We start from the raw sequence: 16,196 nt of genomic DNA, 5'->3' as shown, positions 1-16,196 counted from the left end.
ACCCCGCCGCGGCGGCGAAGGAGCAGGCGCGCCATGGGTCCACCGTAGCCGGGGACCCCCGTTGCACGGCAACCCGGTGGCCCGTCCGATCGACATCTCGGGGCAACGAACCGGTCACAGTCCGGCCCGGCCCGCCCTGTCGCGGCCGACAGGAGGGGGTGTCGGTGCGATCATGGCGTGCGTCTCGACCGGAAGGGTGAGCGATGGCGGCAACCGTGGGGTCGACCCTGCGCCAGGGCATCGGGCTCGTCGCGACCCTGGTGAACGTCGCCGGCCTGGCGATCGTCGCGATCCTGGTCGGGCACATCGTGCTGACGCTGCTCGAGGCGAACCCGCAGAACTTCCTGACCGACTTCGTCGCCCGCTGGGCCGCGGAGTTCAACCTCGGCCTGGGGGACCTGTTCACCCCCGAGCAGCCGAAGACGGCCGTCGCGCTGAACTACGGCGTCGCGGCCGCCCTGTGGCTGACCCTCACGACCGTGGTGGTCCGGCTCCTGCGCCGGATCTAGAACGGGCCCGCGCGGCCAGTGCGGCGAGCGCCGCCGGGAAGATCTCCGCGGGCGGGGTGACCAGCCCGGCGCCGACCTGCCCGACGCCCGCGACCCGACCGGCCATCCCGGTGTTGATCTGCGGGAGGATCCCGGTCCGGCAGACCTTCGTGACGTCGATGCCGGTGGGGACGCCGGCGAACTCCAGCACCGGCACCGTCCACCGCGGGTTCGCCCCCAGGGTGATCTCCCGCATCCGGCGGGTGGTCGCCAGCGCGTCCGGGACGGTCCCGCCGACGAGCCGGACGATCGCCGGCGCTCCGGCCATCGCGAACCCGCCGATCCCGGCCGTCTCGGTGATCGCCGAGTCGCCGATGTCCGGGTTGGCGTCGGCCGGGCCGTAGTCGCCCAGGAACAGGCCCTCGGCCGTCTGCGCCGGGCCGGTGAACCACTCGTCGCCGGTCCCGGAGACCTGGATGCCGAAGTCGGTGCCGTTGCGGGCCATCGCGACCACCGCGGTCGACCCCTCGATGTCGCGGGCGGCGTCCAGCGCGAGCTTGCAGGCCGGCATCGCGAGGTTGAGGAAGAAGTGGTCGTTCCCGCCCACGAAGCGCAGCGCGTCGGCGACGTCGGCGCTCGGGCGGTCCCCGGCGCCGACCATCGCCGGTGCCAGGTCGCGCAGCAGCATCAGCGTGCCCGCCCGGTTGCGGTTGTGCGCCTCGTCGCCCATCTGCAGCATCTGGGTCAGGATCGCGGTGACGTCGATCGGGTCGCCGGCGTCGCGGACGGACCGGACGGCCGTGCGCAGCAGGGGGCCGAGGACGTCGCCCATCCAGCGCAGCCGGTCCAGGACCCCGGGGCCGTACGCGCCGTAGCGCAGCACCTTGCCCAGCCCCTCGTTCAGCGAGCAGTGCGTGCGACGCCCGGTGGCCGGGTCCTCCAGCACGAACATCCACATGCCCGGGGTCACCACACCCGCCATCGGGCCCACCGTCCCGCGGTGGTGGCACGGCTCGAGCGACACCGAGGTCCCGGACTCGAACAGTGCGACGGCGTCGTCGGGGTCGGCGACCAGTCCCTCCAGGACGGCGCCGCCCATCAGCGCGCCGCGCAGCGGCCCGGACGCCCGGTCCCAGGTGATCGGCGGCCCGGCGTGCAGGAACTCGCCGGGGCCCAGCCCGAGCACCTCCGAGGCCGGCGCGACGTCGACCAGGGTGGCGGTCACGCCGAGCATCGCCTCGAGCGCCCGGGCGTTCGCGGCCCGGCGCAGCGGGTCGAGGGCCACTGTCACGAGGTCGCCGGCGGTGCCGTCGGCCGGCGGTCGCCACTCCACCCGGGTGACGTCCAGGCCCTGCCCGGCGACGGCGTCGGCGAGCAGGTCGGTGCCGGTGCTGACCATGGTGGGACGGTTCACGAGGCGGCTCCGGTCGTCGAAGGGAGCAGGGCCAGCGCCCGCCGGGTGGCGCCGGCGTGCGACAGGTGGACCTCGGCACCGGCCGCGACCAGCGCGGCGACCTGGGCGTCCCGGTCCTGCGGGTCGGCGGGCGTCCCGACCACGGTGACGACGACCGGGACCCCGGCCCCCGCGATCGCCGGGGCGAGCCGGGCCGCCGGGTCGGCCTCGGCGCCGTGCCCGAGCACGACGTCCAGCAGGACGACGGCGGTGTCCGGGTCGGCGAGCGCGGCCGCGAGGTGTTCCAGCCGCACCGTCGGGTCGATCATCGGATGGGCCCGGCCGGCGGTCCAGGCGTCGTCGCCGAAGTCGACGAAGTCCCCGGCGCCGGCGATCTGCGCGGCCTCTCCTGCCAGGGTGCCGCCGACGAACAGGCCGCGCAGCCGCGTGCCCCGGGTCGTGGGCCGGGCGCTGCCGTGTACGGGCCAGTCCGGGACCGGGCGCCCGAGCCGGCGTAGGACGGTCTCCGCGGCGGCGGTCAGGTCCGGCCGGCCCGGTCCGAGCAGTGCGAACCCGACCGGCGTCGTGAGATCCGCCGCGAACCCCTCGATCGCGGCGGCCACGTCGTCGGCCGGGGGCTTGGAGACCAGCGTGATCAGCTCGACCGCCGGGTCGGCGTCGAGCCGGCGCAGCGCCTCCCGGGTGGCGAGCCCCCCGACCGGCGACGACAGGTCCCGGCCCCCGACGCCCAGCGCGGCGCTCACCCCGACGCCGGCGTGGTCGAGCAGGGCCAGCATCTGCTGGCAGCCGGTCCCCGACGCGGCGACGATCCCGACCGGTCCGGGCGCGACGGCGTTCGCGAAGCCGAGCCCGACCCCACCGACGACGGCGGTCCCGCAGTCCGGGCCCATCACCAGCAGGGAGCGCTCGGCGGCCACCCGTTTGAGCGCGACCTCCTGCTCCACCGGCACGTGGTCGCTGAAGATCATCACGTCGCTGCCGGCGTCCAGGGCGTCCATCGCCTCGACGGTCGCGTGCGGCCCCGGGACCGAGACGAGCACGGGCGATCCCGGCGCCCGGTCCAGCGCGCCGGCGGTGGTGCGGGGCGGGACGGCGGTCTCGCCGCCCGGGGCGGGACGGTTCGCCTCCTCCAGGGCGCGGTCCACTCCGGCCAGCGCCGCCGGCAGGGCGTCCGCGCGGTCGAGCCGCAGCGCCACCACCAGGTCGTTCGCGTCGGCCCCGGCGGGGACCTCGAAACCCATCCCGGCCAGGACGTCCACATTGAGCGGGGTGGCCATCGTGACCTGCGCGGCGGTCACCCCGTCGAGCCGTGCCGCGGTCCGGCTGACCAGCATCAAGGTGATCGAGTCGGCGTAGGCGCCGGGCCTGACCTCGACGTGCGTCGTCATGGGAGTGACTCCTCGGGGCCGGATCACGGATTCCCACGCTAGCCTGGGCAACCGCCCGTTCCGATGTTAATTTCTGCCATCTTCGGCGGCGGAGGGCGGCAACAGTTGCTGACGAATGATCGGGACGAGGCCGAGATGCCGGCGCGGGCCGCGCTCGCGCGCCTCGACGCCCTGCACACCGGTCTCACCCGGATCGCGCTGGACGGCGGTGACCTCGCCGGGATCGCGGCCGAGGTCGGGCGGGTGCTGGCCGTCGGCGTCGCCGTCACCTCGACCGACGGGCGCGAGCGGGCCTCGGCCCTGGACGACGACGAGCGCCGGCTGCTCACCGAGCACGACCTCGTCGACCCGACCGGCCGGCTCCGGGTGGAGCGCATCGGCGCCGGCGGGCTCGCGGTCGGCGGCGGCGAGGCCCGCACGCTGCGCGTCGCCGCCGGCGGGCAGAACCTCGCCCGCCTGGTGTGCGTCCGTCGCGACGCCCGCCTCACCCCCGACGACGTGCACGCCCTCGAGCGGGCCGCCGGGGTCGCCGCGCTGCTGATCACCCGCGAGGAGGCGGTCACCGCGGTCGAGACGAAGTACCAGGGCGACTTCCTGCGCGACCTGCTGCTCCGCCGGACCGCCGACCCGGCCTACGTCGCGGAGCACGCGGACACCTTCGGCTGGGACCTGCGCCGCCCGATGGTCGTGGTCTCGGCCGAGCTCGACGCGGGCGACGACCCGGTCACCGCCGAGCAGCGCCGGGCCTTCCAGAAGCGCTTCGCCGCGGCGTGGCGGCAGGTCTGCGCCGGGCTCGGCGAGGGCATCCCGACCGTCGACTTCTCCTCCGAGGTGGTGACGCTGCTGCCGGTGACCGACGGCGACGGCACCCCGCCCGGGCACGACGTCGTCCGCCGCGCGGTGACCGCCGTCGCCGGCGACAAGGGTGGTGGCCGGCGGCCGTTCTCCGCCGGGGTCAGCAGGCCGGTGTCCGATGTGGACGCCCTGCCCGGCGCCTACGGGCAGGCCCGGCGGGCCGTCGAGGTCGGCCGGCGGATGGGCGGTGGCGGGGGCACGACGTTCTTCGACCGGCTCGGGCTGCACCGGCTGCTCGCGCTCGTGCCCGACCGGGCGGAGCTGACCTCGTTCGTGCGCGATGCGCTGGGGCCGCTCGCCGAACAGACCGAGGAGGCCGCGGAGCTGCGGGAGACGCTGAAGGTGCTGCTCGACACGAACTTCAACGTGGCCGAGGCGGCCCGGCTGCAGTTCTTCCACTACAACACGATGCGGTACCGGGTCTCGAAGCTGGAGCGGCTGCTCGGTCCGTTGTCGACGGACCCGAACCTGCGCCTCGATGTCGCGGTGGCGCTGCAGGCCATGCGGATCGGGAACTAGCGACCCGGGCCCGGCCGACACGAACCGGTCATACCCCGGAAACCTGCGTCCGACCGCATGCGTGCACCGTGCGGAGCGTCATCAATTCGTGCCAGCGGATCCACGGTTCAATCGGCAGCAATCGCCGTCGAGGTGCGACCTGGGTCTCACTAATTTGAGTCGGTATCGCGAGATGCCGGAGCGGAGGGATCGCCATGTCGATGTTCAAGTGGGAAGTGGTCGATCCCGCGCCCGGCCAGCCGGTCGGGGCCATGCAGCGGCTGCGGTGGGGCAAGACCGTCGGGCTGGGAGTGCAGCACGTCGTCGCGATGTTCGGTGCGACGTTCGTGTTCCCGGTGGTGATGGGGCTCGACCCGAACCTCGCGATCCTGTTCTCCGGGCTCTGCACGATCCTGTTCCTGGTCGTCTGCAAGAACCGGGTGCCGAGCTACCTCGGCACCAGCGCCGCGTTCGTCGGCGGCGTCGCCGCGATCCGGGCGCTGGGCGGTGACTCCGCCGACGTCACCGGGGCGATCATGGTCTCCGGCCTGGTGCTGCTCGCGGTCGGTGTGTTCGTGCACGTCGCCGGGCCGCGGATGGTGCACAGGGTCCTCCCGCCCGCGGTGACCGGCGCGGTCGTGATGCTGATCGGGTTCAACCTGGCCCCGGTGGTCGCGTCGGTCTACTGGCCGGTGGACCAGTGGACGGCGCTGCTGACCGCGACCTTCCTGGTCCTCGCCGCGATCCTGTTCCCCGGCTTCTGGGGCCGCATCGCGGTGTTCCTCGCGCTGGTCTTCGGGTTCGTGCTGTCCTACCTCCTCGACGTGCTGACCGGACCGATCACCTCCTGCGGCGGCGACGGCTGCACCCCCGAGCCGCACAACCGGGTCGCGTTCGACGGCCTGGGCGACGCCGCCTGGTTCGGCCTGCCCAGCGGCACCCTCGACGACGGCGTGGCCGCCGTGCACGGCCCGAGCGTCCAGCTGGTGTTCGTGCTGCTCGTGCTGCCCGGCGTGATCGCGCTGATCGCCGAGAACCTGGGACACGTGAAGGCCGTCGCGGAGATGACCGGCGACGACCTGGACCCCTACATGGGCCGCGCGCTCGGCGCGGACGGCGCGGCGACCGCGCTGGCCAGCCTGTTCGGCGGGTCGCCGACGACGACCTACGCCGAGAACATCGGTGTCATGAGCGCGACGCGCGTCTACTCGACGGCGGCGTACTACATCGCGGCCGCCGTCGCGATCCTGCTCGGCCTGTGCCCCAAGTTCGGGGTGCTGGTGGCCTCGATCCCGGGTGGTGTGCTCGGCGGGATCACCCTGGTCCTCTACGGGATGATCTCCCTGGTCGGCGCGAAGATCTGGGTGGAGAACGGCGTCGACTTCGCCGAGCCGCGCAACCTGGTCGGGCTCGCGGCGGGCATGGTCGCCGGCATCGGCGGCGTGACGCTGGACTTCGGCAACGGCTTCGAGATCGGCGGCATCGCGCTGGGCACGATCCTGGTGATCGTCTACTTCCACGTCGTCGCGCTGCGGGACCGGCGCACCGGGCCGGGCGTGCCGGCGGCCGGGACGCCGGTCGTCGGGACGACGGGATCCTCGGAGAAGCCGGCGAGCCCCGACGACGGGGAGGCGACGCAGTCACCGTGAAGCCCGCTCCGTTCGACTACGTCCGGCCCGACCGGCTCGCCGACGCCGTCGCGGCACTCGCGGTGCCCGAGGGCAAGGTGCTGGCCGGCGGGCAGAGCCTGATCCCGCTGCTGTCGATGCGGCTCGCCGCGCCGGCGCTCGTCGTCGACATCAACGGGCTACCGGGTCTCGACACGATCTCGGTCTCCGGCGAGGGCGTGCACGTCGGCGCGCTGGCCCGGCACGCCGCGGTGCTGGCCTCGCCCGAGGCCGCCCGGGCCCAGCCGCTGGTGCCGATGGCGCTGGCTCACGTCGCGCACGACACGATCCGCAACCGAGGGACGACGGTGGGCTCGCTCGTGCACGCCGACGCCGCGGCGGAGATGCCGGTGGTCCTGAGCCTGCTGGGCGGGACGGTCGAGGTCGAGGGGCCGGCCGGGCGCCGCACCATCGCCGCGGACGAGCTGTTCGTCGGCCCGCTGCAGTCCTCGGTGGGGCCGGACGAGATCGCGGTCTCGGCGTTCTTCCCGGCCCTGCCGGCGGGCGCCGGTGTCGCCTTCGACGAGGTCGCGCGCCGGCACGGCGACTACGCCCTGGCCGGGGCCGCCGCGGTCGTCGACGGCGACCGGGTCCGGGTCGGCTACCTGTCGGTGAGTGACGTCCCGGTCGTCGTCGACCTGACCGGGGTCGCGCCGGCCGAGCGGGCCGACGCCGCGCTGGAACACCTCGACCCGGCGACGGACATCCACGCGACCGCGGCCTACCGGCGGCAGCTCGTGCGGGTGCTGACCGACCGGGTCGTGACCGCCGCGACCGCGCACGCGAGGGAAGGGGCCACATGAGCGAGGCGCTCCACGACGTGCGGCTCACGGTGAACGGTGTGGTGCACGAGATCCGGGTGCCGGCCCGCCGGCTGCTGTCCGACGCGCTGCGCCACGACCTGGGGCTGACCGGCACGCACGTCGGCTGCGAGCACGGGGTGTGCGGGGCCTGCACGATCCTCGTCGACGGTGGGACCGCGCGCGCGTGCCTGATGCTCGCCGTCGCCGCCAGGGGCTGCGAGATCACCACGGTGGAGGGGCTGGCCGACCCCGACGGTGCGCTCTCCCCGGTGCAGCGGGCGTTCGCGGAGTGTCACGGCCTGCAGTGCGGGTTCTGCACGCCGGGCTTCCTGACCACGGTCACCGCCGGGCTCCGGCGCGATCCGTCCCCGACCCACGACCGGGCCCGGGACATGATCGCCGGGAACCTCTGCCGCTGCACCGGGTACGTCAACATCGTGAGGGCAGTGGAACGGGCCGCATCGCTGCAGCGGGACGTCTCGTGACCACGAAGCTGATGGGGCAGCCCGTCCAGCGGGTCGAGGACCAGCGGTTCCTGACCGGCGGCGGGCGCTACGTCGACGACATCGACCCCGGCTCGCCCGCCCTGCACGCGGCCGTCCTGCGCTCCCCGCACGCGCACGCCCGCATCCTCGACATCGACGTCTCCGGCGTCCTCGACGTGCCGGGCGTGCACGCCGTCTACACCTACGACGACCTGGCCGGCCCGATGGCCGAGCCGCTGCCGGTGCTCATCCCGCACCCGGCGCTCACCCACGGCCGCACCCAGTACGCGCTGGCCCGCGACGAGGTGAACCACGTCGGGGAGGCGATCGCGTTCGTCGTCGCCGAGGACCGCTACCTCGCCGAGGACGCCGTCGACCGGATCGTCGTCGACTACGAGGTGCTGCCCGCGGTCGTCGGGATCGACGCGGCCCGGTCGGCGGAGCGGCTGGTGCACGACGACGTCCCCGGCAACGTCGGCGCCCGCCTGGAGCAGACCGTCGGCGACGCCCCGGCCGCGATCGCCGCCGCCCCGCACCGGCTCGAGCTCGACCTGGAGATCGAACGCAGCGCGTGCCAGCCGATCGAGGGCCGCGGCACGGTGGCCCGCTGGGACCCCGACGCCGGCCGGCTGGTCGTGTGGACCGCCACCCAGAGCTCGACCGGCGTCCGCGCCGCCGTCGCCGCGAAGCTCGGCCTGGACATCGGCCGGGTCGACGTGATCACCCCGGACGTCGGCGGCGGCTTCGGCGTCAAGATCGTCCACCCGTGGCCGGAGGAGCTGCTGGTGCCGATGGCCGCCCGGGCGCTGCGCCGGCCGGTGAAGTTCGTCGAGGACCGCCGCGAGCACTTCATCTCCTCCGCGCACGAGCGCGGCCAGGTCCAGCACGTCGAGGTCGGGTTCGACGACGACGGCCGGCTGCTCGGCCTCGACGTCGAGTTCTGGCACGACCACGGCGCCTACACCCCGTACGGCCTGATCGTCCCGATCATCACCTCGACCCAGCTGCTCGGCCCGTACAAACCCGGCGCGTACCGGGTGGCCTTCGAGTCGCTCTACACCAACACGGTGATCGTCACGCCGTACCGCGGCGCCGGCCGCCCGCAGGGCTGCTTCGCGATGGAGCGGACGATGGACGCGATCGCGGCGTACCTCGGACGGGACCGCACCGAGGTCCGCGCGGCCAACTTCATCCGGCCCGACGAGTTCCCCTACGACCACGGCCTCGTCTTCCAGGACGGCCGCGCGCTGGAGTACGACTCCGGCGACTACCCGGCGTGCCTGGAGAAGCTCCGCAAGCTGATCGACTGGGACGGGTTCGGGTCCTTCCGCCGGGAGTGCGCCGAGCAGGGCCGGACCGTCGGGATCGGGCTGGCCTGCTACGTCGAGGGCACCGGCGTCGGCCCCTACGAGGGTGCGCACGTGCGCGTCGACACCACCGGCAAGGTGCAGGTCGCGACCGGGCTCACCACGCAGGGCCAGAGCCACCGGACCGCCTTCGCCCAGATCGTCGCGGACGAGCTCGGAGTGCCGTTCGACGACGTCGAGGTGGTCACCGGCGACACCCGCCGGATGCCCTACGCGGTCGGCACGTTCGCGTCCCGGGCCGCGGTCATGTCCGGCTCCGCGGTGTTCAAGGCGGCCCGGCGGACGAAGGAGAAGGCGCTGCGCCTCGCCGCCGACGCGCTGGAGGCGGACGTCGAGGACCTGGAGATCGTCGACGGGAAGGTGGGCGTACGCGGCACCGGGCTGGGTATCCCGCTCGGCACGCTGTCGGTGCTGTCCAACCCGCTGCGCTATGCCTTCGACGAGGCCTCCAAGGCCGCCACCCAGTTCTCGGTCGGCGACTCGAACCTGCCCCCGGTGGCCGAGGACGAACAGCCCGGGCTGGAGGGCACCGACTTCTACAGCCCGGTGCACGCCACGTTCGCCGCCGGGATGCACGCCGCGGTCGTCGAGACCGACCCGGACACCGCCGAGATCCGGATCCTGCGCTACGCCGTCGTGCACGACTGCGGGAACCTGATCAACCCGATGGTCGTCGAGGGGCAGATCCACGGCGGCGTCGCGCAGGGCGTCGGCGGCGCGCTCTACGAGCGGATGGCCTACGACGAGTCCGGGCAGCTGCTCAACGCGTCCTTCATGGACTTCCTGATGCCGTATGTCACCGAGATCCCGGACGCGATCGAGATCGACCACCTGCAGACGCCGTCGCCACTGAACCCGCTGGGCATCAAGGGCGCGGGAGAGGCCGGCGTCATCCCGGTCTCGGCGGTGATCGCGGCCGCGGTGGAGGACGCCGAGGGCATCCCGATCACCGCGATGCCGATCTCGCCGTCCGACCTGTTCACCCTCCGGGAGGAGCGCCGCGCATGAGGATCACCGGTAGCAACGTCGTGCCGCACCCGGTCGGGCAGGTGTGGGACGCGCTGCTCGACCCGCGGGTGCTCGTCACGACCATCCCGGGGTGCGAGCGGCTGGAGGCCACCGGGGAGAACGCCTACGCGATGACCGTCACCGCCGGGGTTGCGGCGGTGAAGGGCACCTACACCGGCGGGTGCGCGCTGACCGATCTGAAGCGGCACGAGTCGCTGGTCATGAACCTCCGCGGGGCGGGCGCGCCGGGGACGGTCGACGCGGTCGTCGACGTCGCCTTCGACGACCTCGGACCCGAGGGCACCCGGATCTCCTACGCCGCCGATGCGACGGTGGGTGGCATGGTCGGCGGTGTGGGACAGCGAATGCTCGCGAGCGTGTCGAAACGGATGGCGGCGGAGTTCTTCGGGAACGTGGGGACGGCGATCGGGGCGCCGGTGTCCACACCGGACGGGCCGGCGGCGCAGGCCGCGTCCGCCGGCGCCGGGCCCGGATCCGGGACCGGGGTCGCGGCGACCGAACCGGGGGTGTTCACCGCGCCTCCGCCGCTACCCGGCCGCCCGGGTGAGCTCACCCGGGGGATCGGCATCGGTGCGGCCGTCGCGCTGCTCGGGGTGCTGGTCGGCGCGGCGATCGGACGCCGCCGATGAGCCCCGCCCGCGAGCTCGGCGTCGACTCCCCGGCCCGCGAACAGGCCGCCGCGGTCCGCGCCAAGGAGATCTCCGCGCGCGAGCTGCTCGACCTGCACATGGCGCGGATCGCGGTGCGCAACCCGCTGCTCAACGCGATCGTCTCGCTCGACGAGGAGCGCGCCCGGGCCGGCGCGATGGCCGCCGACGAGGCGCTGGCCGCCGGGGTGGAGCCCGGCCCGCTGCACGGTCTGCCGTTCGCGTTCAAGGACACCCACGCCGTCGCCGGCTGGCGCACCACCTACGGCTCGCCGCTGTTCGCCGAGCACGTCCCGGACGCCGACGACCTGATCGTCGAACGCATCCGGGCGGCCGGGGCGGTCCCGATCGGCAAGACCAACGTGCCCGAGTTCGCCGCCGGGTCGCACACGTTCAACACCGTCTTCGGCACCACGCGCAACCCGCACGACCCGGAGCGGTCGGCCGGGGGCTCCTCCGGCGGGGCGGCCGCCGCGCTGGCGGCCGGGATGGTGCCGCTGGCCGAGGGCTCGGACATGGGCGGGTCGCTGCGCAACCCCGCGTCGTTCTGCGGGGTCGTCGGCCTGCGGCCGTCCTGGGGACGGGTGCCGGCGTGGCCGCAGCCGAACATGTGGGAGACGACCTCGACCGGCGGGCCGATGGCCCGCTCCGTCGACGACCTGGCGCTGCTGCTGTCGGTGCTCGCCGGGCCGGACCCGCGGGCCCCGCACGCGCTCGGCGACCCCGGTGCGGTGTTCGCCCCACCGGTGCATCCGGCCCCGCTCGCCGGGCTGCGGGTCGGGCTGAGCGCCGACCTGGACGGCGCGTTCGCGGTCGACCGGAGCGTCGCGGCCGTCGTCGACGCCGCCGGGGCCGACCTGACCGGCGCCGGGGCTGCCGTCACCGGCACCGTGCCCGACCTGACCGGTGCCGACGAGTGCTTCCGGACCCTGCGCGCCTGGCACTTCCAGGCCACCTTCGGCCTGCAGCTCGCCGTGCAGCCGACGGCGTTCAAGTCCTCGCTGGCCGCGAACATCCGGGCCGGCGAGTCGCTGACCGGCGCCGACATCGCCGTCGCCTACCAGCGGCGGACCACGCTGGCCCAGCGGATGCGGGAGTACTTCACCGACCACGACCTGCTCGTGCTGCCGACCTCGCAGGTACCGCCGTTCCCGGCCGACCAGGAGTTCCCGTCCATGGTGGACGGCAAGCCGATGGACTCCTATCTGGACTGGATGCGGTCCGCGTACCTGATCACCGTCACCGGCTGCCCGGCGATCTCGGTGCCGTTCGGCAGTACGCCGGACGGGTTGCCGGTGGGAATCCAGCTGGTGGCCCCGCACGGTGCGGACCGTCGCCTGCTGGAGGTCGCGGCGGCCGTCGAGGCACTGGCGGGTTCTGCCAACGGATAGTCGTGCCGACGGCAGGAGTTGACATGTCTTGCCGGTCGGTGCGCCGGTTGAATCGGCAGTCGTAGCCACCGCCCAGGGAGGACATCCGATGACCCGGCGCATCCGGATCGGCATCGACACCGGTGGCACGTTCACCGACGTCGTCGCGTTCGACGAGCAGGCGGGCGAGCTGGTCAGCACCAAGACCCCGTCCACTCCCGCCAACCCGGCGGACGGGTTCCTGGCCGGGATCGACAAGGTGCTGGAGCTGCTGGGGGCTTCCGGGAGTGCGATCGAGGCGGTCAGCCACGGGACCACCGTCGCGACCAACCAGCTGCTCGAGGGCAAGGTCGGCCGGCTGGGGTTCGTCACCACCGCCGGCTACGAGGCCATGCTGGAGATCGCCCGCCAGTCCGTCCCGGACGGCTACGGCAACTCCTACTTCTGGGTCAAGCCGAGCCGGATCGTGCCGCGGGACCTGGTCCGCGGCGTCGAGGGCCGGCTCGACTTCACCGGCGCCGAGGTCCGCCCGTTCGACGAGGCCGGCGCGCGCGAGGCCGCCCGATGGTTCCGCGACCACGGGGTCGACACGCTCGGGGTCTGCTTCCTGCACGCCTACGCCGACCCCGGCCACGAGCAGCGGATGCGGGAGATCCTCGCCGAGGAGCACCCCGGCGCCGTCGTGTCGCTGTCCAGCGAGGTCCTGCGCGAGTACCGCGAGTTCGAGCGGGCGACGACGGTGCTCGTCGACGCCGCGGTCAAGCCGCGGCTGTCGGCCTACGTCTCGAACATCAAGAACCGGCTGACCGCCTACGACGACCGCGAGATCCCGTTCTACGTGATGAAGTCCAACGGCGGCGTGCTCTCCGCCGACGAGGTCGTGCACCAGCCGATCACCACCGTCCTGTCCGGACCGGCGGCCGGGGCGCTGGGCGCCGCGCTGATCGCGGCCGAGGCCGGGTTCGACCGGGTCCTGACCTCCGACGGCGGCGGCACCTCCACCGACGTCTCCGTGGTCGTGGACGGCGAACCGAGCCTGACCACCGAGGGCACCATCGGCCGGTTCCCGTCCAAGATCCCGATGATCGACGTGGTCACCGTCGGCGCCGGCGGCGGGTCGATCGCCTGGATCTCCCCGGAGGGCACGCTCAAGGTCGGCCCGCACTCGGCCGGCGCCGACCCCGGGCCGCTCTGCTACGGCACGGGCGGCACCGAGGTGACCATCACCGACGCGCACGTGTTCCTCGGCCGGATCCCGCCGCACCTGCTCGGTGGCGAGATCCCCCTGGATGTGGGGGCCGCGCGGGCCGGGATCGAGGCGCTCGCCAAGGAGCTCGGACTCACCCCGGAGGCCTGCGCCACCGGCGTCCTGGAGATCTCGGCCTGGAACCAGGCCAACGCGCTGCGCCAGGTCACCGTCCAGCGCGGGCTCGACGTCCGCGACTTCGCACTCACCACCTTCGGCGGATCCGGATCGCTGCTGCTGTGCCGGCTGGTCGACGTGCTCGGCGTCCCGACCGTGCTGGTCCCGCCGAACCCCGGGAACGTCTCCGCGTTCGGGTTGCTCACCGTGGACGTCAAGAACGACTACGTGCAGACCCACGTCGCGCTCGCCGACGTGCTCGACGCGGCCGACGTCACCCGCATCGTCGACGGCCTCACCGCGCAGGCCGCCGCCGCGCTGGACCGGGAGGGCTTCCCGTCCGACCGGCACGGCTTCGTCCGTTCCGCCGACCTGCGCTACTTCGGGCAGGCGTTCGAGGTGCGCGTCCCGGTGCCCGACGGGCCGGTCACCGCGGCCACGCTGACGGAGGTCGCCGACGCGTTCCACGCCGCGCACCGGGGGCTCTACGGCTACGACTTCGCGGGCGAGGAGAGCCAGCAGGTCGAGTGGGTCAACCTGCGGGTCTCGGGCATCGGCCCGATCCGCCGCCCGGAGATCCCGCGCTACGAGATCGTCGCCGACCCGGTGGTCACCGAGGTATCCCGGCGCCCGGTCTGCTTCGACGCCGCCGACGGGTTCGTCGACACCCCGGTCCACCGGCGCGACGACCTCGTGCCCGGCGCGGTCGTCGACGGGCCGGCGATCGTCGAGGAGTTCGGCTCGACGGTCCCGCTGCACCCGGGCTTCACCGCCCGGGTCGACTCCCGCCTCAACATCCTCGTGACCCGGAAGGCGACGTCGTGAACTCCCGCCGTGCCCCGACGCAGTTCCCCTTCGGCCCGCTCACCGACGACGCGGGCGCCGGCGCCGACCCGGTGCTCGTCGAGATCGTCCAGGGCTCGCTGGCGAGCGTGGAGGCCGAGGTCGAGACCGCCATCGCGCGCACCAGCCGCAGCCCGATGATCCGCGACGCACACGACTTCCGGGCCGGCATCCACGACCGGAAGCTGCGCAAGCTCACCGGCCGTTCCTACTCGGCGCTGGTGCACCCGATCGCCCGCGAGTTCCCGCTCGAGGAGATGCGCGAGGGCGACGTCTTCTTCCACAACGACGTCTACCGCTCCGAGGGCGGCATCGGCCACCTGCCCGACCTCTGCGTCACCGTGCCGGTGTTCGCCGGTGTCGCGGACGAGCGCCGGGTCGTCGCCTTCGTGCAGGCCTTCGGCCACCACGACGACATCGGCGGCGCCGTCCCCGGCTCCATGCCCTCGAACGCCACCAGCGTGTTCTCCGAGGGGCTGATGGTCCCGCCGATCCGGCTGTGGGACGCCGGCGTCCCGAACCGGGCCGCGCTGGCGATCATGACCCGGAACTCGCGGATGCCCGAGTCGCTCGCCGCCGACCTCGACGCCGAGTGCTCGGCCTGCCTGATGGGCGCGCGGCGGCTCGGCGAGCTCTTCGACCGCTACGGCGTGCAGACCGTCGAGTCCTGCTTCGACGCGATCATCTCCCGGACCACCGAGACCTACCGCCGGGAGATCCTCGGACGGATCCCGGTCGGCAGCTGGACCTGGGAGGACTACGCCGAGCACGACGGCGTCGACGCCCCCCGGCTGCACGCCCAGCGGATCACGCTCACCCGCACCGGCCCGGACGACCCGGACGGCGAGCGGCTGATCCTGGACTTCGCCGGCACCTCCCCGCAGGCCAAGGGGCCGATCAACCACTGCGGCGACTACTCCGACGGCGTGTTCCTGAAGAAGTGGCTCGCGCCGATCCTGCGCAACCTCGCCGACTCCCCGGAGCGGATGGCCGAGCTCGACGTCAACGAGGGCATCGTCCCGCTGATCGAGATGCGGTTCCCGGCACCCGGGACGCTGCTGACGCCGGTGTTCCCGGCCCCGACCAACGCGCGCACGTTCGTGATCCTGCGGCTGCTCGGGGTGCTGGCCGGGGTCGTCGCGAAGGCCGTCGACGGCCGGATGCCCGCCGACCAGGAGACCATCCGCTACACCGGCGTCTACGGCGAGGACCTCGAGGGGCGCCCCTACCTGATGCGCGAGGTCCTCGGCGGCGGCTCCGGCGGGCGCTACTACGCCGACGGCGAGGACACCATCCACGTCGTCCCCGACTCCCGGAACCTGCCGACCGAGTTCACCGAGGCCCGCTTCCCGTTCCGGGTCGAGTCGCTGTCGCTGGCCGTCGACTCCGGCGGGGCGGGGGAGTACCGCGGCGGCCTCGGCTACGAGAAGCACGTCCGGATGCTGCGCGACGCCCACTTCATGTCGATCGCGGACCGGTCGATCCTGGCCTGCTGGGGCGTGCGCGGCGGGAAGGCCGGCCGGCCGTTCGAGGTCGTGATCGACCCGGGCGGCCCGCACGAGCGGGAGGTCGACGCGCTGGCCGACGCCGAGCCGGTCGCCGCCGGCGAGGTGATCCGGATCCGGACCACCGGGGGTGGCGGCTGGGGCGACCCGCTGCGCCGCGACCCGGCCGCGGTGGTGCGCGACGTGTTGTGGCGCAAGGTCTCCGCTTCCTCGGCGCGGGCGGACTACGGCGTCGTGCTCACCGGGGACCTCGACTCGCTCTCCTTCGACGCGGCGGCCACTGAGGCCGAACGGGCCGGGCGCGCCGGCTGGTCCCGCGACGACGACGCCTTCTTCGACCGCGGCCCCGGCTACGCCACCCTCGCCGGCGGCGCCGCTCACGCCGACGTCGACCGGCTCTGAGGCTCGGACCGTGAGGGGTACATCAGGGTCTGTCGATCATGCGACGACAGCGCTCCCGTACCCCTCACGGCC

The 16,196-nt window shown here is 73.8% G+C and carries 12 protein-coding genes; 10 read left to right on the top strand and 2 right to left on the bottom strand.

Annotated features, from left to right (window positions below; translation table 11 throughout):
* The first annotated feature begins 203 nt into the window (after window positions 1–203).
* Entirely contained in the window at window positions 204–509 is a 306-nt protein-coding gene (locus tag WIS52_RS11175) for a hypothetical protein (RefSeq protein WP_349298110.1), read from the top strand.
* Here WIS52_RS11175 and WIS52_RS11170 read toward each other — a convergent pair.
* Both WIS52_RS11170 and WIS52_RS11165 read right to left on the bottom strand, forming a co-directional pair.
* The gene (locus WIS52_RS11170) at window positions 472–1,902 is read right to left on the bottom strand and encodes a YlbE family protein (RefSeq protein ID WP_349298109.1); all 1,431 of its coding nucleotides are present in this window, start codon (window positions 1,900–1,902) and stop codon (window positions 472–474) included. The genes WIS52_RS11175 and WIS52_RS11170 overlap by 38 nt on opposite strands.
* A complete protein-coding gene (locus tag WIS52_RS11165; RefSeq protein ID WP_349298108.1) occupies window positions 1,899–3,290 on the bottom strand; it encodes an FdrA family protein in 1,392 nt (463 codons plus the stop codon). Before WIS52_RS11165 ends, WIS52_RS11170 begins: the two co-directional genes overlap by 4 nt.
* A gap of 135 nt (window positions 3,291–3,425) precedes the next feature.
* On the opposite strand from WIS52_RS11165, the gene WIS52_RS11160 reads away from it, so the two are divergent.
* From WIS52_RS11160 to WIS52_RS11120, 9 genes are all read left to right on the top strand, one after another.
* Window positions 3,426–4,664 carry a PucR family transcriptional regulator gene (locus WIS52_RS11160; RefSeq protein WP_349298107.1) on the top strand — a complete coding sequence of 413 codons (1,239 nt, stop codon included), beginning with the start codon at window positions 3,426–3,428 and terminating at the stop codon, window positions 4,662–4,664.
* Window positions 4,665–4,864: 200 nt separating this feature from the next.
* Complete coding sequence (locus WIS52_RS11155; protein ID WP_349298106.1) at window positions 4,865–6,292, top strand: uracil-xanthine permease family protein; 1,428 nt, start codon at window positions 4,865–4,867, stop codon at window positions 6,290–6,292.
* Window positions 6,289–7,113 (top strand): FAD binding domain-containing protein, encoded by an 825-nt coding sequence (locus WIS52_RS11150; RefSeq protein ID WP_349298105.1) that lies wholly within the window; start codon window positions 6,289–6,291, stop codon window positions 7,111–7,113. The genes WIS52_RS11155 and WIS52_RS11150 overlap by 4 nt, the downstream gene beginning before the upstream one ends.
* On the top strand, window positions 7,110–7,598 hold the full coding sequence (locus tag WIS52_RS11145) for a (2Fe-2S)-binding protein (RefSeq protein WP_349298104.1): 489 nt from the start codon (window positions 7,110–7,112) through the stop codon (window positions 7,596–7,598). Before WIS52_RS11150 ends, WIS52_RS11145 begins: the two co-directional genes overlap by 4 nt.
* Entirely contained in the window at window positions 7,595–9,973 is a 2,379-nt protein-coding gene (gene cutA / locus WIS52_RS11140; RefSeq protein ID WP_349298103.1) for an aerobic carbon-monoxide dehydrogenase large subunit, read from the top strand. The genes WIS52_RS11145 and cutA overlap by 4 nt, the downstream gene beginning before the upstream one ends.
* Window positions 9,970–10,623 carry an SRPBCC family protein gene (locus WIS52_RS11135; protein WP_349298102.1) on the top strand — a complete coding sequence of 218 codons (654 nt, stop codon included), beginning with the start codon at window positions 9,970–9,972 and terminating at the stop codon, window positions 10,621–10,623. The genes cutA and WIS52_RS11135 overlap by 4 nt, the downstream gene beginning before the upstream one ends.
* Window positions 10,620–12,032: an amidase gene (locus WIS52_RS11130; protein WP_349298101.1), complete on the top strand. Its 1,413-nt coding sequence runs from the start codon at window positions 10,620–10,622 to the stop codon at window positions 12,030–12,032. Before WIS52_RS11135 ends, WIS52_RS11130 begins: the two co-directional genes overlap by 4 nt.
* 88 nt (window positions 12,033–12,120) lie before the next feature.
* Entirely contained in the window at window positions 12,121–14,199 is a 2,079-nt protein-coding gene (locus WIS52_RS11125; protein ID WP_349298100.1) for a hydantoinase/oxoprolinase family protein, read from the top strand.
* On the top strand, window positions 14,196–16,124 hold the full coding sequence (locus WIS52_RS11120; RefSeq protein WP_349298099.1) for a hydantoinase B/oxoprolinase family protein: 1,929 nt from the start codon (window positions 14,196–14,198) through the stop codon (window positions 16,122–16,124). The genes WIS52_RS11125 and WIS52_RS11120 overlap by 4 nt, the downstream gene beginning before the upstream one ends.
* The last annotated feature ends 72 nt before the right edge of the window (window positions 16,125–16,196 follow it).

Origin of the sequence: Pseudonocardia nematodicida (assembly GCF_040105385.1) — a bacterium.
Lineage (GTDB): Bacteria > Actinomycetota > Actinomycetes > Mycobacteriales > Pseudonocardiaceae > Pseudonocardia > Pseudonocardia nematodicida.
The sequence above is the reverse complement of the archived record's forward strand: the minus strand, read 5'-3'. Positions and strand labels throughout refer to the sequence as shown.